Source organism: Streptosporangium sp. NPDC050284, from assembly GCF_044459525.1.
Classification (GTDB): domain Bacteria; phylum Actinomycetota; class Actinomycetes; order Streptosporangiales; family Streptosporangiaceae; genus Streptosporangium.
Map to the genome: position 1 here is coordinate 189,464 of NZ_JBITIZ010000012.1, position 22,801 is coordinate 212,264.

The 22,801-nt window shown below is 70.7% G+C and carries 21 protein-coding genes, 2 tRNA genes and 1 riboswitch; of the genes, 18 read left to right on the forward strand and 5 right to left on the reverse strand.

Annotated elements, in window-relative coordinates:
- Positions 1–318: 318 nt before the first annotated feature.
- Positions 319–1,620 carry an MGH1-like glycoside hydrolase domain-containing protein gene (locus ACIBH4_RS27145; protein WP_362501576.1) on the forward strand — a complete coding sequence of 434 codons (1,302 nt, stop codon included), beginning with the start codon at positions 319–321 and terminating at the stop codon, positions 1,618–1,620.
- Positions 1,617–2,078 carry a hypothetical protein gene (locus ACIBH4_RS27150; RefSeq protein ID WP_362501578.1) on the forward strand — a complete coding sequence of 154 codons (462 nt, stop codon included), beginning with the start codon at positions 1,617–1,619 and terminating at the stop codon, positions 2,076–2,078. The genes ACIBH4_RS27145 and ACIBH4_RS27150 overlap by 4 nt, the downstream gene beginning before the upstream one ends.
- Positions 2,079–2,297: 219 nt before the next feature.
- On the opposite strand, the gene ACIBH4_RS27155 is transcribed toward ACIBH4_RS27150, so the two are convergent.
- On the reverse strand, positions 2,298–2,609 hold the full coding sequence (locus ACIBH4_RS27155) for a YtxH domain-containing protein (protein ID WP_362501580.1): 312 nt from the start codon (positions 2,607–2,609) through the stop codon (positions 2,298–2,300).
- Between the two features lie 170 nt (positions 2,610–2,779).
- On the opposite strand from ACIBH4_RS27155, the gene ACIBH4_RS27160 reads away from it, so the two are divergent.
- The 6 genes from ACIBH4_RS27160 (at position 2,780) to ACIBH4_RS27185 (ending at position 7,071) form a co-directional block, all read left to right on the forward strand.
- A tRNA-Asn gene (locus ACIBH4_RS27160) sits at positions 2,780–2,855 on the forward strand.
- 344 nt (positions 2,856–3,199) lie between these two features.
- The gene (locus ACIBH4_RS27165) at positions 3,200–4,372 is read left to right on the forward strand and encodes a nitric oxide synthase oxygenase (RefSeq protein WP_362501582.1); all 1,173 of its coding nucleotides are present in this window, start codon (positions 3,200–3,202) and stop codon (positions 4,370–4,372) included.
- Positions 4,373–4,767: 395 nt separating this feature from the next.
- Positions 4,768–5,721, forward strand: a complete 954-nt coding sequence (locus ACIBH4_RS27170) for a transposase (protein ID WP_362768235.1) — start codon at positions 4,768–4,770, stop codon at positions 5,719–5,721.
- Positions 5,721–5,951: a transposase gene (locus ACIBH4_RS27175; protein ID WP_362768232.1), complete on the forward strand. Its 231-nt coding sequence runs from the start codon at positions 5,721–5,723 to the stop codon at positions 5,949–5,951. The genes ACIBH4_RS27170 and ACIBH4_RS27175 overlap by 1 nt, the downstream gene beginning before the upstream one ends.
- Positions 5,952–6,022: 71 nt before the next feature.
- On the forward strand, positions 6,023–6,238 hold the full coding sequence (locus tag ACIBH4_RS27180) for a hypothetical protein (RefSeq protein ID WP_362768229.1): 216 nt from the start codon (positions 6,023–6,025) through the stop codon (positions 6,236–6,238).
- Positions 6,239–6,297: 59 nt separating this feature from the next.
- Positions 6,298–7,071, forward strand: coding sequence for an enoyl-CoA hydratase-related protein (locus tag ACIBH4_RS27185; RefSeq protein ID WP_362768226.1), 774 nt, complete (start codon positions 6,298–6,300; stop codon positions 7,069–7,071).
- A 166-nt stretch (positions 7,072–7,237) separates the two neighbouring features.
- Here ACIBH4_RS27185 and ACIBH4_RS27190 read toward each other — a convergent pair whose 3' ends face one another.
- Positions 7,238–7,975, reverse strand: a complete 738-nt coding sequence (locus ACIBH4_RS27190; protein WP_362501588.1) for a TetR/AcrR family transcriptional regulator — start codon at positions 7,973–7,975, stop codon at positions 7,238–7,240.
- Between the two features lie 100 nt (positions 7,976–8,075).
- Here ACIBH4_RS27190 and ACIBH4_RS27195 point away from each other — a divergent pair, with 100 nt between their 5' ends.
- Together ACIBH4_RS27195 and ACIBH4_RS27200 are read left to right on the forward strand one after the other, a co-directional pair.
- On the forward strand, positions 8,076–9,038 hold the full coding sequence (locus tag ACIBH4_RS27195) for an ATP-binding cassette domain-containing protein (protein WP_362768224.1): 963 nt from the start codon (positions 8,076–8,078) through the stop codon (positions 9,036–9,038).
- A gap of 77 nt (positions 9,039–9,115) precedes the next feature.
- On the forward strand, positions 9,116–9,868 hold the full coding sequence (locus ACIBH4_RS27200) for an ABC transporter permease (RefSeq protein ID WP_350944442.1): 753 nt from the start codon (positions 9,116–9,118) through the stop codon (positions 9,866–9,868).
- Positions 9,869–9,888: 20 nt separating this feature from the next.
- Here the strand turns inward: ACIBH4_RS27200 and ACIBH4_RS27205 are convergent, their stop codons facing one another.
- Positions 9,889–10,410: a DUF402 domain-containing protein gene (locus tag ACIBH4_RS27205; protein WP_362768221.1), complete on the reverse strand. Its 522-nt coding sequence runs from the start codon at positions 10,408–10,410 to the stop codon at positions 9,889–9,891.
- A gap of 52 nt (positions 10,411–10,462) precedes the next feature.
- A riboswitch (SAM riboswitch) is annotated at positions 10,463–10,575 on the forward strand.
- 39 nt (positions 10,576–10,614) lie between these two features.
- On the opposite strand from ACIBH4_RS27205, the gene ACIBH4_RS27210 reads away from it, so the two are divergent.
- From ACIBH4_RS27210 to ACIBH4_RS27235, 6 genes are all read left to right on the forward strand, one after another.
- Positions 10,615–11,550, forward strand: a complete 936-nt coding sequence (locus ACIBH4_RS27210) for a glutathione S-transferase C-terminal domain-containing protein (protein WP_362501595.1) — start codon at positions 10,615–10,617, stop codon at positions 11,548–11,550.
- The gene (locus ACIBH4_RS27215) at positions 11,547–13,304 is read left to right on the forward strand and encodes an FAD/NAD(P)-binding protein (protein WP_362768218.1); all 1,758 of its coding nucleotides are present in this window, start codon (positions 11,547–11,549) and stop codon (positions 13,302–13,304) included. The genes ACIBH4_RS27210 and ACIBH4_RS27215 overlap by 4 nt, the downstream gene beginning before the upstream one ends.
- Positions 13,301–15,100: an ABC transporter substrate-binding protein gene (locus ACIBH4_RS27220; RefSeq protein WP_362768215.1), complete on the forward strand. Its 1,800-nt coding sequence runs from the start codon at positions 13,301–13,303 to the stop codon at positions 15,098–15,100. The genes ACIBH4_RS27215 and ACIBH4_RS27220 overlap by 4 nt, the downstream gene beginning before the upstream one ends.
- Entirely contained in the window at positions 15,097–16,068 is a 972-nt protein-coding gene (locus ACIBH4_RS27225; RefSeq protein WP_362768212.1) for an ABC transporter permease, read from the forward strand. The genes ACIBH4_RS27220 and ACIBH4_RS27225 overlap by 4 nt, the downstream gene beginning before the upstream one ends.
- Before the next feature lie 115 nt (positions 16,069–16,183).
- Positions 16,184–17,053, forward strand: a complete 870-nt coding sequence (locus tag ACIBH4_RS27230; protein ID WP_362501603.1) for an ABC transporter permease — start codon at positions 16,184–16,186, stop codon at positions 17,051–17,053.
- A complete protein-coding gene (locus tag ACIBH4_RS27235; RefSeq protein WP_362501605.1) occupies positions 17,050–18,831 on the forward strand; it encodes an ABC transporter ATP-binding protein in 1,782 nt (593 codons plus the stop codon). The genes ACIBH4_RS27230 and ACIBH4_RS27235 overlap by 4 nt, the downstream gene beginning before the upstream one ends.
- Here ACIBH4_RS27235 and ACIBH4_RS27240 read toward each other — a convergent pair.
- Positions 18,777–20,033 (reverse strand): MFS transporter, encoded by a 1,257-nt coding sequence (locus ACIBH4_RS27240; RefSeq protein WP_362501607.1) that lies wholly within the window; start codon positions 20,031–20,033, stop codon positions 18,777–18,779. The genes ACIBH4_RS27235 and ACIBH4_RS27240 overlap by 55 nt on opposite strands.
- Before the next feature lie 98 nt (positions 20,034–20,131).
- On the opposite strand from ACIBH4_RS27240, the gene ACIBH4_RS27245 reads away from it, so the two are divergent.
- On the forward strand, positions 20,132–20,776 hold the full coding sequence (locus ACIBH4_RS27245) for a MarR family winged helix-turn-helix transcriptional regulator (protein WP_362768209.1): 645 nt from the start codon (positions 20,132–20,134) through the stop codon (positions 20,774–20,776).
- Between the two features lie 135 nt (positions 20,777–20,911).
- On the opposite strand, the gene galK is transcribed toward ACIBH4_RS27245, so the two are convergent.
- A complete protein-coding gene (galK, locus tag ACIBH4_RS27250) occupies positions 20,912–22,054 on the reverse strand; it encodes a galactokinase (RefSeq protein WP_362501611.1) in 1,143 nt (380 codons plus the stop codon).
- 161 nt (positions 22,055–22,215) lie between these two features.
- On the opposite strand from galK, the gene ACIBH4_RS27255 reads away from it, so the two are divergent.
- A tRNA-Ile gene (locus ACIBH4_RS27255) sits at positions 22,216–22,289 on the forward strand.
- Positions 22,290–22,801 lie beyond the last annotated feature (512 nt).

Sequence of the window (22,801 nt, forward strand, 5' to 3'; positions counted from 1 at the left end):
GAACCTCCGTTCCCGGGGCCCGCGCCGTTCGGCGCCCTCACCGCTGCGGCCGCCGGGAATCCCCCTCTCCGGGCCCGTGTCACTCTCGCCGATCACCCGGAGTCCTCGCTTCCCTGCCGAGTACCCTTGCGGCGGTCCGGCGTCGATCATCCGAGGGTCCCCGGTTCGTGCGGGCGGCGGTCCGGCGCCGATCACCGGGGAGTCCTGTCGTGGTGATCACTTCGAAAGCCCCGGTTTTCCGGGGCGTACGGCGTTCCCGTTCGGCGCATTCGGGGGGCCGGGCTGTTCTCCTGGGCGATACAGGCGCAGACTGGGCGGATGGAGTCGCGAGCGGCGGTCGACGACGCCGCGCTCGGGCGCGAGGCGTGGTCCGTGCTCGACGCGAACTGGACGGGGTCCGCGACCGTCCCCGCGCCGGGTCTCTACCCCCACCAGTGGAACTGGGACTCCACCTTCGTCGCGATCGGCCTGGCCCGCTGGGACACCCGCAGGGCTGGGACCGAGCTGATCAGCCTGCTGGCCGGGCAGTGGGCGACCGGAATGGTGCCGCACATCGTCTTCCATCCCGTCCACGCGGACGGATACTTCCCGGGCCCCTCGGTCTGGCGATCTCGGGACCACCCGGCCTCCCCCCGCGCCGTGCGCACCTCAGGGCTGACGCAGCCGCCGCTGCACGCGCTCGCCCTGTGGTGGATATGGCGGCACGCGGCCGACCGCGACACGGCCGTGGCCCTGGTGCGGCGGCTCTATCCGATGCTGGTCGCCCAGCACGACTACCTCGCCACCCGCAGGGACCTCGGCGGGGGAGGGCTCGCCGCGATCGTGCACCCGTGGGAGTCGGGGATGGACGACAGCCCCGCCTGGGACGCGCCCCTGGAGGCCATGCCCCCGGTCCGTCCCGCCTACCAGCGGCGCGAGGAGCCCTCCGAGTGGCGTACCGGCAGCCGTCAGGACCGCTACATGGCGCTCGCCCTGAGCTGCCGGGACTCCGGCTACGACCCGGCCTATCTGCGGGACGAGCACCCGTTCGCGGTCGAGGACCCGATGTTCAACGGGATCTGGCTCGCCTCCTGCCAGGCTCTCGCCGAGCTGGCCCCGGTGGCGGGCGCGGACGCGGGACCGCACAGGGAGGCGGCGGAGCGGATCCGCGCGGCGCTGCTGGAACGCCTCTGGGACGACGGCGTCTTCCGCGCCCGCGACCTGCGCGGCGGACGGCTCAGCCCCGTGTGCACGGTCGGCGGCTTCGGGCCGATGCTCGACGAGGGGATGCCCGGCGAGCGGGTCGCGGATCTGGTGAGTGTGCTGGAGTCGGCCCGTTTCATGGGGGCCGCCGGATATCCGGTGCCGAGCTGTGAGATCCGCGCACCGCAGTTCGACCGGTCCTGCTACTGGCGCGGGCCGTCCTGGGTGAACACCAACTGGCTGCTGCGCCGGGCGGCGGCCGTGCACGGCCTGGAAGGGCTGGTGCGGGTGCTCGGCTCGGGCACCCTGCGCCTCGTACGGCAGGCGGGTTTTCGCGAGTGCTTCGATCCCTTCGACGGCAGCGGGCGGGGCAGCCGGGACTTCTCCTGGTCGGCGGCGCTCACCCTCGACCTGCTGGCGGATACCGTGGAACGGTGAAGCTCTTCAATCGCATGCCCCCCGAGGTCCGTGCGGCCGCCGTCCCCGGCGACCGGGTGCTCGCCTACGCCGAGGGCCCCGACGGCTACGTGATCGCCGCGGACAAGGCCCTCTACCTGGGCGGCGAGCGCGTGCCCTGGTTCCAGGTGGATCGCGGGGTGTGGGACGAGGAGGGGCTGACGGTCACCACCACCGACGGGCGCTCGCACCGGGTGCTGCTGCCCGAGCCGGGCCGGATCCCCGAGGCCGTGCGGGAGCGGGTGATCGCCTCGATCGTGGTCAACCACTACGTCCCGCTGGACGCGCGAGGAGGAGTGCGACTGGTGGCGAGGAAGGCCGACGCCGACCGGCTGATCTGGGAGTTCGTCTTCGACGCCGGCCTCGACCCTGACGATCCCGGCCTGCGCGCCCTCGCGGAGCAGGCGCTTGAGGAGACACGCCGAAGCTTCGGCGTCTGAGATATCTGGACCGGGCGCGTCGGCGAGGCCGCTCGATCTCAGCCGCGTCGGGCTCCCGTACGAGTCGGGACGCGCGGGTGAAACAGTCCCTTCCCGAATCTCGCGAGCCGGAAAGCGCGTGGGATCGGTCCCCGGACACGCGAAAGGCCCCCGTAGGGGCCCTTCGCACCGGCGGGCCGTGCTCGGCCCGTGGCTGCCGACGGAGCGGCGGCAGGAAGATCAGTAGGGTGCGTTGGTCTTCTGGTTCTCCGGCCAGCCGGTGCCCGTGTCGTCGTGCTGGTCGCCGTGCCAGCCGTTGGTCGAGCGCAGGAACGGCAGCCGGTTCTTGGCCACGTCGCTCACCTTGGTCCTCGCCACATCCGTCGCCTGGGAGACCTTGGCGCCCATCAGGCCGGCCGTCTCCTGCACGGTGGGGTTGTCGGAGACGCGCTGGGCCAGTCGTTTGATCTGCTCGTAACGTTCCCGGCCGGCACGGCTCCCCAGGATGTAGCCAACCGCGAATCCCACTCCGAGCATCAGTCGATAACGCATGTCCACCTCCACAAACATGTTCCGCGGACCCTGTCCTGTGATCACTCGCGGATCGCCTCGTCTCGCCCCTACCCCGGAGTATCGATGCGACACACACCCACGGAGTGCGCTAATCTATTCCTGCGCCGCGAGGAACGGGGAAGACCCGGTCCGACCAGCGCGAAGCGCAATCCCGTGTAGCTCAATCGGCAGAGCAGCCGGCTGTTAACCGGCAGGTTATAGGTTCGAGTCCTATCGCGGGAGCCAGTTGAAAGGCCCCGGAAGCCCAGCTTCCGGGGCCTTTGCCGTCTTCTGTCCTGATTCAGACAACCTCCCGCGTTCCGGTTCGCCGGACAAACCACGGTGAATCCCAGAAAATAGGGAACGCCACGCCCGGCGCCGCCATGATCTTGGCGGGCGGACCGGTGCGCGGCTGCCGCGGACAACAGCGATCGCAGCGGGGAAGGGCCGCCGCGTCGAGGGCACCGCGCCGCCCGGAACGGTCGCCGTGCCCGTGAGCCCCAATGGGTGGTTTTTCTGTGCTGACCTGGCGAAGGTCCCGGCGGAGTACGCCGGATTTGATGCGCGACGTCCCCGGTGTACTCGGACCCGTGGGCATTTCCGACGGTGTTCCCGACGGTGTTCCCGGGAGTGTTCCCGAGATGCCCCCGGTCGACGTGGCGGCGGCCGAGGATTACCTCAGGCTTTTCCACGCCGAGAACCCCGGGGCGGGAACCCTGCGGGAACGCCTGCGTGAGGTCCGGCAGGAGATCGCCAGGACCGGAACGTACACGCACACTCCCGACGAGCTGATCTTCGGCGCCAGGGTGGCCTGGCGCAACAGCGGCAGGTGCATCGGGCGCCTGTACTGGCGCTCGCTGCGGGTACGCGACCGGCGACACGTCACCACGGCGGAGGGGGTCGCCGTCGAGTGCGTGAACCACCTGCGGGACGCGGCGCCGAACCGCAGGATCCGTCCGACGATCACGGTGTTCCCTCCCGATCGGCCTGGGGCTCCAGGGCCGCGGATCTGGAACGAGCAGCTCATCCGCTACGCCGGATACGCGATGAAGGACGGTTCGGTCGTCGGCGATCCCCGCTACACCGATTTCACCGCGATGCTGCGCGAGCTGGGCTGGGTCGGCGGCCCAAAAAGTCCCTTCGACGTCCTCCCGCTGGCGATCTCGATGGGGGACGGGCCTCCGCTGCTGTCCACGATCCCCGGCGACGCCGTGCTGGAGGTCGCGCTCTCGCACCCCGTCCATCCGTGGTTCGAGCAGCTGGGCCTGCGCTGGCACGCGGTGCCGGTCATCTCGAACATGTGCCTGGAGATCGGCGGGATCTGTTACCGGGCGGCCCCGTTCAACGGCTGGTACATGGGGACCGAGATCGGCGCCCGCAACCTGGCCGACGCCGACCGCTACGACCTGATGCCGGTCATCGCCCGGCGCATGGGCCTGGACACCGAGAGCGACCGCTCACTCTGGCGGGACTACGCGCTGGTGGAGTTGAACGTGGCGGTCCTGCACTCCTTCGAGCGAGCGGGGGTGACGATGACGGACCATCACACCGAGTCCAGACATTTCCTGATGCACCTAGAACGTGAGGAGAAGGAAGGGCGGGTCTGCCCGGCCGACTGGACCTGGATCGTGCCCCCCATCTCGGCCTCGGCCACACCCGTCTTCCACCGCTACTACGAGGACCGGCTGCTGTCACCGAACTTCGTCCACCATCCGGACTCCCTGGAGCGTGCACTCGGTCACCGGACTGCAACGGAGGGTTAATTCGGGGGAAACGTACCGGCGATGCACTTGCAGTGACCCACCTCATGGTGGGGCGCACCTAGGGTTCCGCCGCAGCCGACGCCGGACGTCACGACCGTGAGGCCGTACGGCGTCGGCGCGGGACTGGTCCGAGAGGTGCAGGCGGCCGTGTGGCCGTTCCACGGCGGGACAAAAGCCCGGGAGGCCGGCCGATCTCGGCTGCCCTCCGGCCGGGTTCCGAGCTGATCGGAGCTCCATCGGAGCCTCCCGGGGGGACTGTTGTCTTTAAGGATAGGGATCGGGAGGGGGGCGCCCAGGCTCGAGTGTGTAGTGGCCTGACGGGTTCGCGCATTCCGCGTCGTCTCTTTCCGGTGTTCGATACGGTGGGAACAAAGGTTCGAGCGAGAGGGGGTGTGGTGCGCAGGTCGTTGAAGTTCCTGCTGCGTCCCACCGCCCGCCAGGCCGTCGCGTTGACCGCGCGCCTGGATGATCACCGCGCTCTGTACAACGCCGCGTTGGAGCACCGCCGCACCGCCTATGCCAAGGCGAAGGTGAGCGTCCGCTACGGTGAGCAGTCCGCCGAGTTGAAGCACATCCGTGCCGACGACACCGGTGGTCAGGGCCGGTGGTCGTTCTCCTCTCAGCAGGCCACCCTGCGTCGCCTGGACAAGGCGTTCGCGGCGTTCTTCGCCCGCGTCAAGGCCGGGCGCACCCCGGGCTTTCCCCGCTTCAAGGGCAACGGACGCCTCGACACCGTCGAATGGCCGAAAGACGGCGACGGTTGCCGGTGGGACTCCCAGCCCGAACACCCCACCGCCACCTACGTCCGCCTCCAGGGCATCGGCCACGTCCGCGTCCACCGGCACCGGCCGGTGCGCGGCACCGTCAAGACGATCAGTGTCAGGCGAGAAGGCATGCGCTGGTATGTGATCTTGTCGTGTGACGACGTGCCCGCCGAGGCGCTGCCTATCACCGGCGCCTCCGTCGGGGTCGACCTGGGTGTCTCCTCGCTGGTCACCACCAGCGAGGGTGAGCACCTGGCCAACCCGCGCCACCTGGCCGCCTCCGCCGACCGCCTCGCCACCGCCCAGCGCGACCTCGCCCGCAAAAAACGTGGCTCCACGCGGCGCCGCAAGGCGGTGGCCCGCGTCGCCGCCCTGCATGCCACGGTCCGCCGTCAACGCCTGGACGGCGTGCACAAGGCCGCCCTCGCGCTGGTTCGCGACTACGACGTGATCGTGCACGAGGACCTGCGGATCGCGAACCTGACCCGCTCGGCCTCTGGCACGCTCGAAGCACCGGGCAGCAACGTGGCGGCCAAGTCCGGCCTCAATCGCAGCATCCTGGACGCGGGCTGGGGGTATTCCTGATGATCCTGTCGCACAAGGCTGAAAGCGCCGGTCGAGAGCTGATCGCGGTGAATCCCGCCAACACCTCCCGCACCTGTGCCCGATGCGGGCACTGCGCGAAGGAGAACCGCGTCACTCAAGCCGAGTTTCACTGCCGGCGGTGCGCACACGTCGCGCACGCCGACGTGAACGCGGCGACCAACATCCTCAGGGCAGGGCTTGCCCTTCGCGACGTCGCGCAAGCGGCTTAACGAGAAGCCGCTCCCTTCAGGGAGCGGAGGAGTCACGCACTGGCACCCGTCCGCTTCCGACCCCGTTCGCCATGGCCCTTCGGCCGCGAGGCGGAACTGCCCACCACCAACTGGGAACGCGAGGTCGCCTGAGCGTCGGCAGAGTCGGAACCGGTTTCGGGCTGGAGGTACTGATCTCGGTGCCGCTGGGCGTCGCGATGGGCACCTCCTCCTTCCTCGGCCTGCGCGCGACGGTCGAGGATCTGGTCCGCTCGCACATGCTGACGCCGGAGAGGGAGAAGGTGTAGAACGATATTCTGTGACTCTCCGGGCGGAGAGTCCCGGCGGGCTGTCGAGGGGATGCGCAATGGTCGATCCGGTGTTGTCGTCGATCGAGCGGGGCGTGCTGACGCTGACGTTCAACCGCCCGGACCGGCTCAACGCCTGGACCGACGAGATGGGCCGCCGCTACTTCGACGAGCTGGCCGAGGCCGAGAAGAACCCCGAGGTCCGGGTGATCGTGGTCACCGGCGCGGGGCGGGGATTCTGCGCCGGTGCGGACTTCCAGACGCTCACCGCCCTCCAGGACGGTTCCTACGCGGGGCAACCCGACCCGCGTCCCACCACCTTCCCGACCACGATCCGCAAACCGGTGATCGCCGCCGTGAACGGCGCCTGCGCCGGGCTCGGCATGGTCCACGCCCTGCTCTGCGACCTGGTCTTCACGGCCGCCGAGGCGAAGTGGACCACCGCCTTCGCCCGGCGCGGTCTGATCGCCGAGTACGGCATGTCGTGGATCCTGCCCCGCCTGATCGGTCAGGCGAGGGCGATGGACCTGCTGCTGTCGGGCCGCACCTTCACCGGTGCCGAGGCGTGCGAGCTGGGCCTGGCCGGCCGGTCGGTGCCGGGGGAGAGGCTGATGGAGGAGACGCTGGCCTACGCTCGCGAGCTCGCGACGCACAGCTCCCCGGCCTCGATGGCGGTGATCAAGCGTCAGATCTGGGGCGACTGGCAGCAGAGCCTGGAGGCATCGGAGTCGGCCGCGAAGCGCCTGATGGCCGAGTCCTTCGCCAGGCCGGACTTCGTCGAGGGCGTCGCGAGCTTCGTCGAGCGTCGCGCTCCTGACTTTCCGCCGCTGTAGTCCCGCGGCCTCGTAGGCCCCGGTGGCGTGTCCGGTGGCATTCCGTTCTCCGGGCCGGAACGTCACCGGTTTCCGGTGCGCACGGGGTCGTGGCGTGGGTGGGGTCGGGGGATGGGCGGGCTCAGGGTGGCGGGTCACGGCGTGGGCGGTGTGAGGTCGCCGACGATCAGGTGGACGGTTTTCCGGTGACGAGCACCGCGAGGCCGTCGAGGATGCGTTCCATACCGAAGGCGAACTCGTCGTCCTCACCGCCCGGCTTGTCGAAGACCCGGGCTTCGAGAAGCTCGTGGATCTCGGGGAAGCGCCGGGCGTCGGTGAGCCTGGCGAGTGACCTGCCGTAGCCGGACAGCGCCTCCTCGTCGGTGACCTGGGAGGTGTCGAGGGCGTCCCGGAGGTCGGCGAGGAGCGCCACCTCGGTCCTGACGAAGCCGTTGACCAGCAGCAGCGCCGCGAGCTTCGTGTCCGGCTCCAGTCCGGTGCCGCGCAGGCAGCGCAGCCCGGTCTCCAGCCAGGCGACGTGGTTGGGCATGATCCCCGGCCCCGTGATGGGGATGCGCAACGACCAGGGGTGTCGCTGCAGGGCGACACGCATGGCGGCGCCCCACCGGTGGACGCCCTGGCGCCAGTCGTCGCCCGGCTCGGGGAGCGGGGGAGGCGGGCCGAGCACCGCGTCCGTGATGAGCATGAGCAGGTCGCCCTTGGACGAGACGTAGCGGTAGAGCGCCATCGTGGAGACGTCGAGCTCGGCGCCGATCTTGCTCATCGAGACCGCGGCGAGCCCTTCCGCGGAGCCCACCCGCAGGGCGGCCTCCACGATGTGCTCCAGGCTCAGGGTGCGTTTGGGGCCTTTGCCGGGCCGCTCGCGCAGGCCCCAGGCGATCTCCACGCTCTCCGGCACTTCCATCGCGCTCCCGGGCTTGACCGTCCTTTTCTGCGAGTGTATACCTTACGCAATATCGTGTATGCCATAAACAGTAGAGCGTACGCCATACACAGGAGGGGTAGTGGATACAGCGATAGAGGCGGTCGGCCTCACCAAGTCCTACGGCAGGGTCGCCGTCCTGAAGGGTGTCGACCTGCGCGTCGCCAGGGGGAGCGTGTACGCCCTGCTCGGTTCCAACGGGGCGGGCAAGACGACGACCGTACGCACCCTGGCGACGCTGGTCGGGCCGGACGGGGGACGGGCCACGGTCGCCGGGTTCGACGTCGTCCGCGACCGCCGCCGGGTGCGCCGCGCCATCAGCCTGACCGGCCAGCACGCGGCGGTCGACGAGTTGCTGACCGGCGAGGAGAACCTCCGGATGATGGGCCGCCTGTCCGGCCTGTCACGCGCGGGGGCCCGCCGCAGGGCGGCCGAGCTCCTGGAGCGGTTCGACCTGGTCGAGGCGGGAAAGCGGCGGGTCGGCACGTATTCGGGTGGTATGTGGCGACGCCTGGACCTGGCCGCCGGGCTCGTCGGCGCACCATCGGTGATCTTTCTCGACGAGCCGACGACCGGGCTCGACGTGCGGAGCAGGCAGGCGATGTGGGAAGTGATCACCCGCCTCGCCGACTCGGGGACGACGGTCTTCCTCACCACCCAGTACCTGGAGGAGGCCGACGGCCTCGCCGACAGGATCGCGCTGCTCGACGGCGGACGGGTGGTGGCGGAGGGCACCGCCGACGAGCTCAAGGCGAGGGTCGCCGCCTGGCGGCTGAACCTCGTGCTGGCCGACGCCGGCTCGTTCGCCGAGGTGACGCGCCTGCTCGGGGCGCGTGCCGTGCACGCCGATCCCGCCAGGCTCACTGTCGAGGCGGCCACCGACGGGAGCGCCGCGGAGATCCGAGCCCTGCTGGACGAGGTGGATCCGGGGCGTTCGGCGGTCGAGAGGTTCACCGTGCGAGGCGCCACGCTCGACGACGCGTTCCTCGCCCTGACGGACAACCTGACGGACAACCTGACGGACAAGGAGCGGGCCGGTGTCTGACCTCACCGTGATGGACGTCTCGATGAACGGGGAGCGGCGAGTGTCCGGTCCCGTGGTCGAGTGCGGAGGGCGGGCCGGTGTCTGAGCTCGTCGCCTGGCCGGTCATGACCGGCCGCGCCGTCCGCCTGTCGCTGCGCAACCTCGACGCGCTGATCACCTCGTTCCTGTTGCCCGTCATGATCATGCTGATGTTCGTCTACCTGTTCGGCGGCGCGATCCAGACCGGCACCGACTACGTCACCTACGCCGTCCCCGGCGTCCTCGTCATGTGCGCCTCCTACGGCGCCTCCCTGACCGCGGTCGCCGTCAGCCAGGACATGAGCCGGGGGATCGTCGACAGGTTCAGGTCGATGGACGTCGGCGGAGGGGCGTTCCTGGGCGGGCACGTGGCCGCCAGCACCGTGCGCAACCTCACCTCGCTCGTCATCGTGTTCGTCGTCGCGTTCCTGCTCGGCTTCCGGGCGGACGCGGACCTGGCGGGCTGGGCCGCGGCGGCGGGCATCCTGGTGGTGTTCGTCCTGGCCGTCTCCGCGGTCTCCGCCGTGGTCGGCCTGCTGGCCAGGACGCCGGAGGCCGCGGGCGGCTTCACCTTCGCGGTGATGTTCCTGCCCTACCCGAGCAGCGCCTTCGTCCCGGTCCACACCATGCCCACGTGGCTGCACGGGTTCGCGGAGAACCAGCCGGCCACGCCGATCATCGAGTCCGTGCGCGGCCTGCTGCTCGACAGGCCCGTGGGGAGCGACCCGTGGAAGGCGCTGGCCTGGTGCGGCGGTTTCCTGCTGGTCTCGGCCCTGCTGTCCGGCAGGTTGTTCCGCGACCGCGCCCGCTGAGGTCGCCGGAGGGGACGCGCTCAGCCGACCAGGGTGAGCCAGTGCGGCGCGTCCCCGAAGGGGGCGGTGCGGGTGGTGACCGCCTCCATCAGCCAGGCGGCCGAGGCGCGGGCGCTCTCGACCACGTCGGGCGGGTAGGCGTACCTGACCCGGTGCTCCTCGAACTCGTCCTCGTCGTCCAGGAAGACCCGGCTCCGGCGGCCCTTCAGCAGGTTCCCGCGGGTCCTGATCACGTCGAGGTCGAGGTCGATCATGGTGACCTGGCCGTCGCTCCACCGGGGCACCGTGGAGATGTCGCAGTAGATCTCGTGCTTGTGCGGGGCCGTGTTGAACGCGGCCGTCCACCAGGCGTCGCGGGGGAAGAGCATCACGAACGGATGCGGCCAGGCGATCGCGGGCCCGTCGCCCTTGTGGCCGCTGGAGTTGGCCACGCAGCCCGTCCACACCCCGTACTCGTCCTCGCCGAGCAGCAGGCCGCGGTGGTGCCAGTGCAGTGACCCGTCGTACTTGCGGTAGACCACGTTCACGCTCTCATAGGACATTCCTCGACATTAAGGCTTGACAGAGATCTATGTATTTCCTACCTTCTAAATAGGTTAAGAGTGTCAGTGCGAAGCCCCGGCTGGCTGACCGGCAACCCTCGCACCGCGGCGGGGTGCCCCCGGGGGAGACCAGGCGGCACGGTGGGCGTGCCGCAAGCGCGGACCCCTGCACAGGGGTCACCACGACATGTCCGGGAGCGTCAGATGCCGAAGAGCAGCACACTGAACCACGCGAGCCCCGTCGACCTCGACACCCACGGCCACTACCGGCCCGGTGGCAGGCCCGGCCTGCGCTACCCCTTCCAGGGGCGGATCGGCACAACCGCCTTCCCCGCCGAGCCGGGGCGCTACCACCTCTACGTCGCGGCCGTCTGTCCGTACGCACAGCGCGCCGCCATCGTGCGCTCCCTCAAGGGACTCCAGGACGTGGTCTCGCTCTCCTACGTCGACGACGAGCGCGACGGGCGCGGGTGGGCGTTCCGCGAGCGGCGCGGGGCCGACCCGGTCAACGGCTTCACCACCCTGCGGCAGGCGTACGAGGCGACCGAGCCCGGCTTCGACGGGCACGTCTCCGTGCCGGTCCTGTGGGACAGGACGAGCGGCCGCGTCGTCAGCAACAACTTCCCCGACATCACGATCGACCTCGCCACCCGGTTCGGCGGCGACCCCGAGGCCGACCTCTACCCCGAGGAGCTCAGGCCGGAGATCGACGAGCTCAACACGAGGATCTACGAGATCGTCAACACGGCGGCGGGCCGCGTGGCGTCGGCCACCACCGAGACCGCGTACACCGAGGCGCGCGCAGGAGTGATCGCCTTCCTGGCCGAGCTGGACGACCGGCTGGCCGACCGCAGGTACCTGTTCGGCTCGGGAATCACCGAGGCGGACGTGCGGCTCTGGCCGACCCTGCTCCGCTTCGACCTGAGCGACAACCCGGCGGCCAGGATCAGCGAGCGCCCGCTGACCTCCTTCACCAACCTGTGGGCCTACGCCAGGGACCTCTACGCCCACCCCGCCTTCCGCGAGAACACCGACTTCACCGTCATCTCCCCCTTCCGCGGCGAGACCGACACCTGGCGTGTCCCGGTCGAGCCGCTGTACGCCGACTGGGACGAGCCGCACCGCAGAGCCGCCGTATGAGCGCCTCGATCGCCGTCGTCGGCGCGGGACCGACGGGCACCTGCCTGGTGGAGCGGATCTGCGCCAACGCCGCCGACCTGCTCGGCTGGCCGTCGCTGGACGTCCACGTGATCGACCCCCACCCGCCGGGCGGCGGGCGCGTCTGGCGGCGCGACCAGCCGGACCTGCTCTGGATGAACTCCACCGCGGCCGACGTGACGCTCTTCACCGACGAGTCGGTACGGTGCGAGGGACCGATCCGCCCGGGACCCACGCTGGCCGAATGGCTCGGCGGAGACCCCGGCGGGTTCGCCACCCGCCCCGCGCAGAGCGGCTACCTCTCCCACGTCTTCCGCCACGCGGTGGCGACCGCGCCGCGCGGTGTTCGGGTGCACGTGCACGCCACCCGCGCCGTCGACCTCGCCGACATCCCCGGCGGCCAGGCGGTGAGGCTGGCGGACGGCAGGACGATCGAGGTCGACGCGGTGATCCTCGCCCAGGGACACGGCGACGTGACCCCGACGAGCGAGGAGGGCACCCTGGCCCGCCTCGCCACGCGCGCGGGGCTGCGCTACCTGCCCACCGGCTACGCGGCGGACCTCGACCTCGACAACATCCCCGCGAGGGAGCCGGTGATCGTACGGGGGATGGGGCTCGCCTTCGTCGACCTGATGGTGCTGCTCACCTCGGGCCGGGGCGGCCGGTTCGTCCGCGAGTACGACGGGGAGCTCGTCTACCTGCCCAGCGGGCGAGAGCCCTTCCTGCACGTGGGGTCGCGGCGCGGGGTGCCGTACCACTCCAAGACCGGTTACCTCTTCAGGGGCGCCCGCCCGCCGGTGCCGCGCTTCCTCACCCGCGAGGCGCTGGGCGAGGGGCCGTGGGACTTCCGGAGGGACGTGTGGCCGCTCGTCGCCAAGGAGCTGGCCTTCGCGTACTACCACGAGCTCATCACCGCCCACCCCAAGCGCGTCAAGCTGGGCTGGGAGGAGTTCGAGGAGGGTTTCGCGGCCGAGGAGTGGCGCAGCCTCGGGATGCGCAAGCTGATCCGCCAGGCCGTGCCCCGGCATCCGGACCGGCTCGACTTCGACCGGCTCGACCGGCCGCTGGACGGCATCCGGTTCGGTGACCAGGCCGGCCTGCAGAGGTGGATGCACGGCTATCTCGCCGTCGACCTGGAGCGGCGCTCCGACCCCGCGCACAGTGCCGACCACGCCATGATCCTCGGACTGCTCTCCGTCTACGGCGTCCTCGCCGAGCTGGGCGTCTCCGATCCGTGGTTCGGCGGGTTCTTCAGCTACGTCGCGAGCGGCCCGCCAGGACCCCGGCTGGAGGAGATGCGCGCCCTCGCCAGGGCCGGGACGGTCACCTTCCTCGGCGCGAACCTCAAGGTCGACCACCACGAAGGGCGCTGGCGGGCACAGAGCCCCACCGTGCCCGGTGGCGTCGCGGCCACCACACTCGTCGAGGCCCGGCTGCCCGCGCCCAGCGTGAGCCGGGCCGTCGACCCGCTCATCAGCGCCCTTCGCGACCGCGGCGAACTCGACGAGGAGTCGGGTCTGGTGAACGTGAGGACCGCCGACCGACGCCTGCTCGACAGGTCGGGCACCCCGCACCCCCGCAGGTTCGCCCTCGGCCCCTGGGTCGTGGGAGGCAGGGCCACCGCCGGCTTCGCCAGGCCCCGCCTCAACGCCCCGCTCTTCCGCCACGCCGACGCCCTCGCCCGGATCGTGCTCTCCGAGGCCGCCGGAACCCGGATAAGACGGCACGTCGCGTGAACCACCCCGATCGCCGTACCCGGCGTGTCGTCGAGCCGGCCGGACGCGCCGCACGACACGCCGTACAGAACAACGCCGTACAGAACAACGCCGTACGGAACGCCGTGCGGAAGCACGTCGCAGAGAAGCACGTCGTACAGAAGCGCAAGGAGAAGAACGTGAAGTTGCGATGGGGCGCCCTGACGCTCGCCGGAGTGCTGGCGCTCGCGGCGTGCGGAGCCGAGAGCGGGGCCCCGAGCGCGAAGGCCGGTGCGGACGGCGGTGGCGACGGAGGGTCGCTCGTGTGGGCGGTGGAGACACAGCCGATCACCTTCAACCCGCACCAGTGGGGCCAGAACAAGGCCCGCCTCCTGGTCCACAACCAGTTCGACGCACTGATCGCCCGGGGCGGGAACGGCGAGTTCCTGCCGTGGCTGGCCACGTCCTGGAAGGTCTCACCGGACGGCCTGACCTACACCTTCGAACTCCGCGACGACGTCACCTTCCACGACGGTGAGAAGTTCGACGCCGCCTCGGTGAAGGCGAACCTCGACCAGCTCGTCTCGCCCGGCTACAACGCCGCGCTCGGCGCCATCCAGCTGCGCAACTTCGAGAAGGCCGAGGCGACCGCGCCCCACACCCTGAAGGTCACGCTCAAGGCCCCCGACGGACTGTTCCTCGACTTCCTCTCCTCCCCGTACGCGGGCCAGGTCTCCCCGAAGTCGTTGAAGAGCGCGAAGGACCTCAAGGCGGGCGGCGTCGACGTGGTCGGCACCGGGCCGTTCATCCTCGACCGGTTCACCCCCGGCCAGGAGGTCCACTACAAGCGCAACCCCGACTACAGGTGGCCGCCCACCGGCGCCGCCCACCAGGGGCCGGCGCACCTGGCCGAGATCACCTACCGCTTCCTGCCCGAGGCGGCGGTACGGGTCGGCGCGCTCACCTCCGGGCAGGTACAGGTGATCGAGGGCGTACCCGCCACCGAGATCGGCCTCATCAAGAGCGACCCCGAGCTGAAGCTGGAGACCAGCCTCAACTCGGGAAGCGCGTTCTCCTACTACTTCAACGTCTCCCGCCCCCCGTTCGACGACAAGCGGGTCCGCGAGGCCTTCCGCGACGCCGTCGACGTGGACGCCGTGCTCAACTCCGTCTACCAGGGCACCGCCAAGCGAGCCTGGAGCGTCATCGGCCAGGGCAGCCCGCAGTTCTACGACCCCTCCCTGGAGAAGACCTTCGGCAACAACCCCGAACGGGCCAACCGGCTGCTCGACGAGGCGGGCTGGAAGGAACGCGACGCCGAGGGCTTCCGGGTCAAGGACGGCAAGCGGCTCACCGTGCGCACCGTCAACGCCGCGCCGTTCGTCCGCGACCGCCGCGACGTCCTCGCCCAGGCCGTCCAGGCGGCCGTCAAGCAGAGCGCCGGGATCGACTTCCAGGTCAAGATCGTTGACCAGGGCACCGCGCAGAAGGCCGTCGAGGACAACGAGTACGAGATCTTCGAGAACTCGCGCGGCGACACCGACGCCGGGGCGGCGCTCAACCTGATCCTGGCGAAGGACGCCGCGATCAACCGCACGAAGTTCGGGAGCGCCGAGCTGGACAAGCTGCTCGCCGACGCGTCGGCCGCCTCCGACCTCGCCAAGCGCAAGGAGCTCTACGCGAAGGCGCAGAAGACCGTGATCACCGACGAGGCGCTCCTGCTCCCGCTCTACGTTCCCGCCGACCAGATCGCCTACGGCGCCTCGGTCACCGGGGTCACCTTCGAGCCGGTCTCCGGCACCCCCAACAGTGCTTACGACATCCGGACAGGGACGTGAGCACCCTTTCACTCACCCGGCGGCGGGGGCTGGCCGCCGCCGGGTGGCTCGGCCCGGTGGCCCGGCGGCTCGGAGCGGGCGTCGCCGTGCTCTGGGCCGCCGCCACCGCGGCCTACCTCGCCCTGATGCTCACCCCGGGTGACACGGTCGACGTGCTCGTCGGCGACGGCCTCGACACCCCCGAACGGCGGGCGGAGATCATCGCCGAGTGGGGGCTGGACCGCTCCCCGCTCCAGCAGTACGGCGACTATCTGCTCCGCCTGCTCCAGGGAGACCTGGGCCGCTCCTACATCCTGCAGCGCGGCGTCGGCGACATCCTCGCCTCCCAGGTCCGGCCGACGATCCAGCTCGCGCTCACCGCCGCGCTCCTCGGGGTCGTCCTCGCCCTGCTGCTCGCCCTGACCACTGCGGGCCGCCGCCCCTGGCTCGGCGGCCTGGTCGGGCTGTCGGAGCTGGTCACCGTCTCGGTCCCGCCGTTCCTCATCGGCATCCTGCTGCTCGCCGTCTTCTCCTTCACCCTCGGCTGGTTCCCCGTCTCCGGGGACAGGGGACTCGCCTCTCTGGTGCTGCCCGGACTCGCGCTCGGGCTGCCGATCGCGGGGGTGCTCGGCCAGGTGCTCCGCGAAGGGCTGGAACGGGCGCTTGAGGAGCCGTTCGCGGTGACCGCCCGCTCGCGCGGCATCACCGAGTGGCGGCTCGTCGCCCGGCACGCCCTGCGCCACGCGCTGCTCCCCGCCGTCACCCTCACCGGCTGGTTCGTCGGCTTCCTGCTCGGCGGAGCGATCATCGTGGAGGCGGTGTTCGGCCGCCCCGGGCTCGGCCAGGTCACCGTCGGCGCGGTGAACGGCAAGGACATGCCGCTGGTGATGGCGGTCGTGTTGATATCCGCCCTCGCCTACGTGACGGTCAGCACGATCGTCGACCTCGCCTACCTCGCGATCGACCCCCGCCTGAGGAGGAGCCGATGACGATCCCGCCGTGCGAAGAGCCGGTGACGGTTCCACTGATGGTTCCGCCGAGGCAGGAGCCGGCGGTGGTCTCGCCGCAGGAGGCGCCCTCGCCGTACCGGCAGAGGAGGAGCCGATGACGACGGTCACGGAGGTCCCCGCTGTCGCGACCGCCGCCCCCGCCCCGGCCGGACGCGGATACGGCTTCAGCGCGCAGCTGGTCGCGCCGCTGCTGTTCCTGGCGGTCGCCGCCGTCGCCGCCGTGGCGCCGAGCCTGCTCACCGGCGTCGACCCGCTCGCCGCCGACCCACTGCACGCGCTCGCCGGGCCGAGCGCCGAACACTGGTTCGGCACCGACCACCTCGGCCGCGACGTGCTGTCGCGCGTCGTCCACGGCGCGGGACACTCGCTGAGCATCGGCGCAGCCGCCGTACTGCTCGCCGCGGGGGCCGGAACCCTGCTGGGCGTCCTGGCAGGACTGTCCCCCCGCTACGTCGACGAGCTGCTCAGCCGCCTGTTCGACGTCGTGGCGACCTTCCCTGAACTGCTGCTCGCCCTGCTGGTCATCGCGATCACCGGCCCCGGCACCGGCAACGTGATCCTCGCGATCGGCATCGCGCAGATCCCCAACTACGCCCGCGTGATCCGCGCCCAGACGTTCGTGGTGCGCCGCTCCGGCTACGTCGAGCAGGCGGTCACCTTCGGCCTGGCCAGGCCGATACTGGTCGCCCGCCACGTACTGCCCAACGTGCTCGGCCCCCTGCCGGTGCTCGCCACGATCGGTATGGGCACCGCCATCATCGCCACCTCAGGGCTCAGCTTCCTCGGCATGGGCCCGCAGCCGCCCAGCCCGGAATGGGGCTCGATGCTGTCGGAGGCCCGCAACTACCTGCGCGTCGCCTGGTGGAGCGTGCTCTTCCCCGGCCTCGCCGTCACCCTCACCGTCATCAGCCTGACGCTCGTCGGGCGCCGCCTGCAGCGCCGTTTCGAGGGGAGAAACCGATGAGCCTCATCGACGTCGAGGACCTGCGGGTCGGCTTTCCCAAGGCCGGAGTACAGGCCGTACGGGGGGTGAGCCTCTCGATCGAGGCGGGCGAGTGCGTGGCGATCGTCGGGGAGTCCGGCTCGGGCAAGAGCGTGACGGCGAGGACCCTGGTCGGGCTGGCCGGACCCGGCGCCGAGGTCAACGCCTCCCGGTTCGTCGTGAACGGCGGGGACGCGCTCCGCTTCGGCGCCCGCGACTGGCGACGGCTGCGCGGCCGGTTCGCGGGGCTCGTGCTCCAGGACGCGCTCACCTCGCTCGACCCGCTCCGTACCGTCGGCGACGAGATCGCCGAGGTGCTCACCACCCACGACGTCGTCCCCCGCACCGCCCGGAGGGAGAGGGTGATCGAGCTGCTGGATGCGGCAGGGGTCCCCGAACCCGAGGTTCGGGCCCGGCAGTACGCCCACCAGCTGTCCGGAGGGCTGCGCCAGCGCGCCCTGATCGCCTCCGCGATCGCCGCGAGCCCGCCACTGATCATCGCCGACGAGCCGACGACCGCGCTCGACGTCACCGTGCAGGCCCAGATCCTGCGGCTGCTCGCCGCCCGCAAGGCCGAGGGCACCGCGCTGCTCATGATCAGCCACGACCTCGCCGTGGTCTCCGCCGTCGCCGACCGCGTACTGGTGATGAAGGACGGCGTGGTCGTCGAGGAGGGGCCGACGGGACGTGTGCTGTCCGAGCCCCGGCACGACTACACCAGGCTGCTGCTCGCCGCCGTCCCCTCCGCGGTCTCGCGCGGCACCCGCCTGTCGGCCATCGCCGCCGGGGGAATCGCGCTGCGCACCCCGCTGCCGGAGCGGACCGTCGACCACGCCGCGCCGATCCTGGAGGTTTCGGGGCTCTCGGCCGCGTACGGCTCGCGCACGGTGGTCGACGACGTCTCCTTCGAGGTCTACCCCGGTGAGACGCTCGGCGTCGTGGGGGAGTCGGGGTCGGGCAAGACCACGGTCGCCCGGCTCGTCCTCGGACTGCTCGAACCCGCCTCGGGGGAGGTCCGGCTGGGCGGCGAGCCCTGGTCGGGGATCCGCGAGCGCGGGAGGCGTTCCCGCAGGTCCCGTATCCAGGTGATCTCCCAGAACCCGCTCGACTCCTTCGACCCCCGCTACACGGTGGGCCGCCTGGTCGCGGAACCCCTCCGCGGCGCCTTCTTCGAACGCGGCCCCTCACGCGCTGCTCCCTCCGGGAGGGGTTCCTCGCCCGGTGTCTCCTCCGGGGACGGCTTCCCTCGCCGTATCACTTCCCGGAACGGCTCCCCGCGCGGCGTTCCGACCGAGAACGGCTCCCCGCGCGGCGTTCCTTTCCGGCGCGGCTCCTCGCGAGAGGTCCTCTTCGACCGGGTGACCGAGCTGCTGAACCGGGTCGGCCTCCCGGCGGACATCGCCGACCGGCACCCGCGGCGCCTGTCCGGAGGCCAGCGCCAGCGGGTGGCCATCGCGAGAGCCCTCGCCACCCGCCCCGACGTGCTCGTCTGCGACGAGCCGGTCTCCGCGCTGGACGTGTCGATCCAGGCCCAGGTGCTCGACCTGCTCGCGGAGATCCAGGCCGCCGACGGGACCGCGCTCATCTTCATCTCCCACGACCTCGGGGTGGTCCACCACGTCGCCGACCGGGTGCTGGTCATGCGCGGCGGACAGGTCGTGGAGGAGGGGCACGTGGATGAGGTGTTCTTCCTGCCCCGGCACGACTACACCCGCGAACTGCTCGGCGCGGTGCCCAAGCTGGTGTCGACCGAGCCCTGACGGAGGCCACGGACGTCGGGCAGGATCAGCACCCCCAGACAGGAGACCGCCAGCAGCGCCGCCGCCCCGTACAGGGTGGGCGCCGTGCCCACCGCTTCGGCCAGTGGCCCGGCGAGGGCCATGCCGAGAGGGGTGAGCCCGAGGGAGAGCAGCCAGTCGTACGCGGACACCCGTGAGATCGCCTCTGCCGGAATGTGCTCCTGCACGGCGGTCTCCCACATGGGGGACATGAACGCCAGGCCGCCGGTCATCAGCCCGTAGGCCGCAGCGACGATCAGCACGGGCGCCTCGGCGGCGAGCAGGATCAGGGGCAGCGCGCCGAGGGTGAGCGCGATGTTGGCCACGATGAGAGGCTTTCGCGGCCTCACCCGCAGGGCCAGCAGCGCGCCGCACAGGGCGCCGACCGTGCCGCCCTGCACGATCGTGCCCCAGGCGAGCTCGCCGCCGAGGCTCGTGACGGCGATCACGGGCCCGATCGTGATCAGGGCGCAACGGCTGAGGTTCCACAGGGAGTGGCCGACGAGGTTCGTCCAGTACCACCGGTGGCGGCGCAGCTGTGCCCATCCTTCGGTCAGCTGCCTGACGAACCGCTCGTGCGGCGCGGGCGGGATCGGTGCGAGCCGGAGTCGGCCCAGCAGCACCGCGCTGACCACGAACGTCACGGCGTCCAGGAGCAGCGCCCAGCCGGGCCCGGCGGTCAGGGCGAGTGCGGTGGCGATGCCCGGGCCGAGAAGCACGGACCCGCGCTGGGCGAGCGCTATGAGCGCGTTGGCCCTGGGAAGGTGCTCCGCCGCCACGGTGGCGGGCACCAGACCGGTCGTGGCGGGCAGGAAGAACGCCGAACCGGCTCCCGAGACGGCGGCCAGCGCCGCCAGGTGGACGATGTCGACCGTACCGGTGATCAACTCGACGCCCATGGCGGCGTGGGCGAGCCCGCGCACCACGTCCGCGCCCATCATCACGCGACGGCGCGGAAGCCGATCGGCCCACACGCCGCCGGGCAGCATCAGCGCCACCATGGCGATCGACTGGGCGGCCAGGACCACTCCGAGGTCGGTCGCAGAGCCCGTCGCGGTGACGATCGCCAGCGCGAGGGCCACGGCGGTGATGGAGTCGCCGATGTGCGAGAGGGTCTGGCCGGCCCACAGCAGGCGGAAGCGGGGGTCTCGTAAGGGAGCCCAGGAACCGGATGAAGAAGGCATGGACTGAAAAGTAGTACGAAATCATAATTTACGCATCGATATTAATGATGGCCCAGCGTCGACGACGGCTCGACGGAAGGCGGCATTACCCTGTGGGCATGCCAGAGCCTGACTCCGTCGACCGGCACATCGCGCACTGGTCCCGGGAACTGTCCGACCTCGACCCGCAGATCGAGGGGATCGTCACGCGCATGCAGGCTCTCGTGCGGCTGCTCAAACGGAACAAGGACGTCTGGCTGACCGAGGGAGGGCTCAAGTCCTGGGAGTTCGACGTCCTCCACCACCTGGTTGCGGCCGGGCCGCCCTACCGGGTGCCCCCTTCGCTACTGGCCGGATGGCTCGACACCCACCCGGCCACGCTGACCAGCCGGCTCGACCGGCTGGAGCGAGCCGGATATGTCGATCGCGTGCACGATCCCGGCGACCGCCGCCGCCTGCTCGTCGCGCTGACCCCCGCCGGACGCGCCGTCTGGCAGGAGCGCATGGACCAGGGCGACCTCTTCGAGCGCTCACTGCTCGGCCCGCTCGACTCCGGGGAGCGCGAGGTCCTCAACGATCTCCTCCGCCGGATGGTCCAGACCGTGGAGCGGGACGGCCCGCCGCTGATGCCCGACTGGCCGTCGGCTCCGGGAGCGGATCCAGGCACGGGTTCGGGCACGGCTTCGGGCGCGGTTTCGGGCACCGGGGCGGGGCCGGGTTCCAGGAAGGCGACAGGATCGGGATCTGAGAGGTCGATCGGATGAGCCCGGGATCGGGTCCGCCGACCGGGTGACCTCGGGAGCGAGACGGTCGGTCAGGTGACCTCGGAATCGGGTCCGTCGGTTTGGTGCCCCAACAGCGAGTCGGCCGCCAGGCCGTCCCGTGCGCAGGAGGAACGCTCAGAGGAGCCGGCGGGCACCCTGGGCCGGGGTCGCCGGGTAGATGTCCGGTGCGGTCCAGCCGCGCTCGGCGTAGGCCCCGGTCACCGACTCCCGTACCGACTCCACCCGGTCGTCGGCGACCAGCGCGATCGCCGAGCCGCCGAACCCGCCCCCGGTCATCCGAGCCCCTCGCGCCCCGCCCCTGACCGCCGACTCCACGGCCACGTCCAACTCGGCACAGGACACCTCGAACTGGTCGCGCAGCGACAGGTGAGAGGCGTTCAGCAGCGCCCCGATCTCCCGTACCGCCCCGGCGCGCAGCAGCCCGATCACCGCCTCCACCCGGTGGTTCTCGGTCACCACGTGCTGGGTGCGCCTGCGCTCGTCGCCGCTCAGCTTCGCGAGGGCACCCGCCAGATCCGTGACATCGCGCAGCGCGTCGACCCCCAGATGCTTGGCGGCGTCCTCACAGTCCTTGCGGCGGCGAGCGTACTGCCCGTCGGCGAGCTCGTGGTGCACCCCGGTATTGATGATCAGCAGCTGCATGCCGTGACTCGCCAGGTCGAACGGGATGCTCCTGGTCCCCAGGGTCCGGCAGTCCAGGAACAGCGCCTTCCCCTCCTCGCCGAGGGCGGAGGCCGCCTGGTCCATGATCCCGCACGGCATGCCCACGAAGTCGTTCTCGGCCTTCTGGGCGGCGAGGGCGATCTCCATCTTGGTGAGGCCGAGCCCGTACAGCTCGTTCAGCGCCGTACCGATCACCACTTCCAGCGCCGCGCTCGACGACAGTCCCGCCCCCTGGGGGACGTCCCCGTCGATCACCACATCCGCCCCACCGACCGGCCGCCCCTGCTCTCGCTTTTGCTCCCGTTCCCCTGCGCCGAGCGCCCAGAACACCCCGGCCGCGTAGCGTGCCCAGCCCTCGGCCTCGTCGGCCGTCGCCAACGTCACCGGCTCACCCGCCTGCAGGGACCGCAGCCTGATCACCCCGTCCTCGCGCGGCGACATCGCGGCGGTCACCCCCCACGGCAGCGCGAACGGCAGGACGAACCCGTCGTTGTAGTCGGTGTGCTCCCCGATCAGGTTGACCCGACCGGGAGCGTGCCACACCCCGGCCGGCTCCACGCCGTACGAGTCCCTGAAAGCCCCAACAACGCGCATGATCCAACACTCCTCAACACGGCTCACCCGTAGGGTATCGATTCCACCGGAGCCAGGTTCCGCGCTCGTTCCCGCCGAAGGTCACATCTTGAACCCGTCCCGCCCGGCAGATGTGCGAACAGCCCCCACGTTTGGTTGAATGCCGCGTACGGCGTGCGCGAGGGGCGGTAGCTCAGCCGGTTAGAGCAGGGGACTCATAATCCCTGGGTCGCGGGTTCGAGTCCCGCCCGCCCTACCCCTCATGGCCGTGACAAGAGCGCCCGTGACCTGTTCTTACGCGGTCCCGGGCGCTCTTCGATCGTCCGGCTGTCAACGGTCGTCGGCTTTCGGTGGTTGATCGTGCCGAATGGGCGCCGAAACTATCGGAACTCTGCCGAAACTTCCCGGTGGGTCGCAATGCGTGTGACGGTGGCATTCCATGATCATAGTTGGGGCCATCGCCCTCCGTCTGGCGCGCGATCGACCTACTTCACTACGAAAGTTTCATGCTGTGCGCCGGGAGCGGGCGCGAACCTTCCCTGGCCAGCGCGCCCCACGGGCCCGGGCGTCCGGGGCTGCGAAGCAAGTTACTTGACATCCGCAATCGGGTCGTATTTGCTCCCTTGCACTACACCCCCTACGGCGTGCAAGCGGCATACCGATAAGTTCTGGTGAACGTTAGCGCTCACAATTCGATTCCGGTTTCACAACTCCAGGAATTGGATGCCGCTGATGGAGAGGAACAGAACATGTCTTTATCGTCGGCCC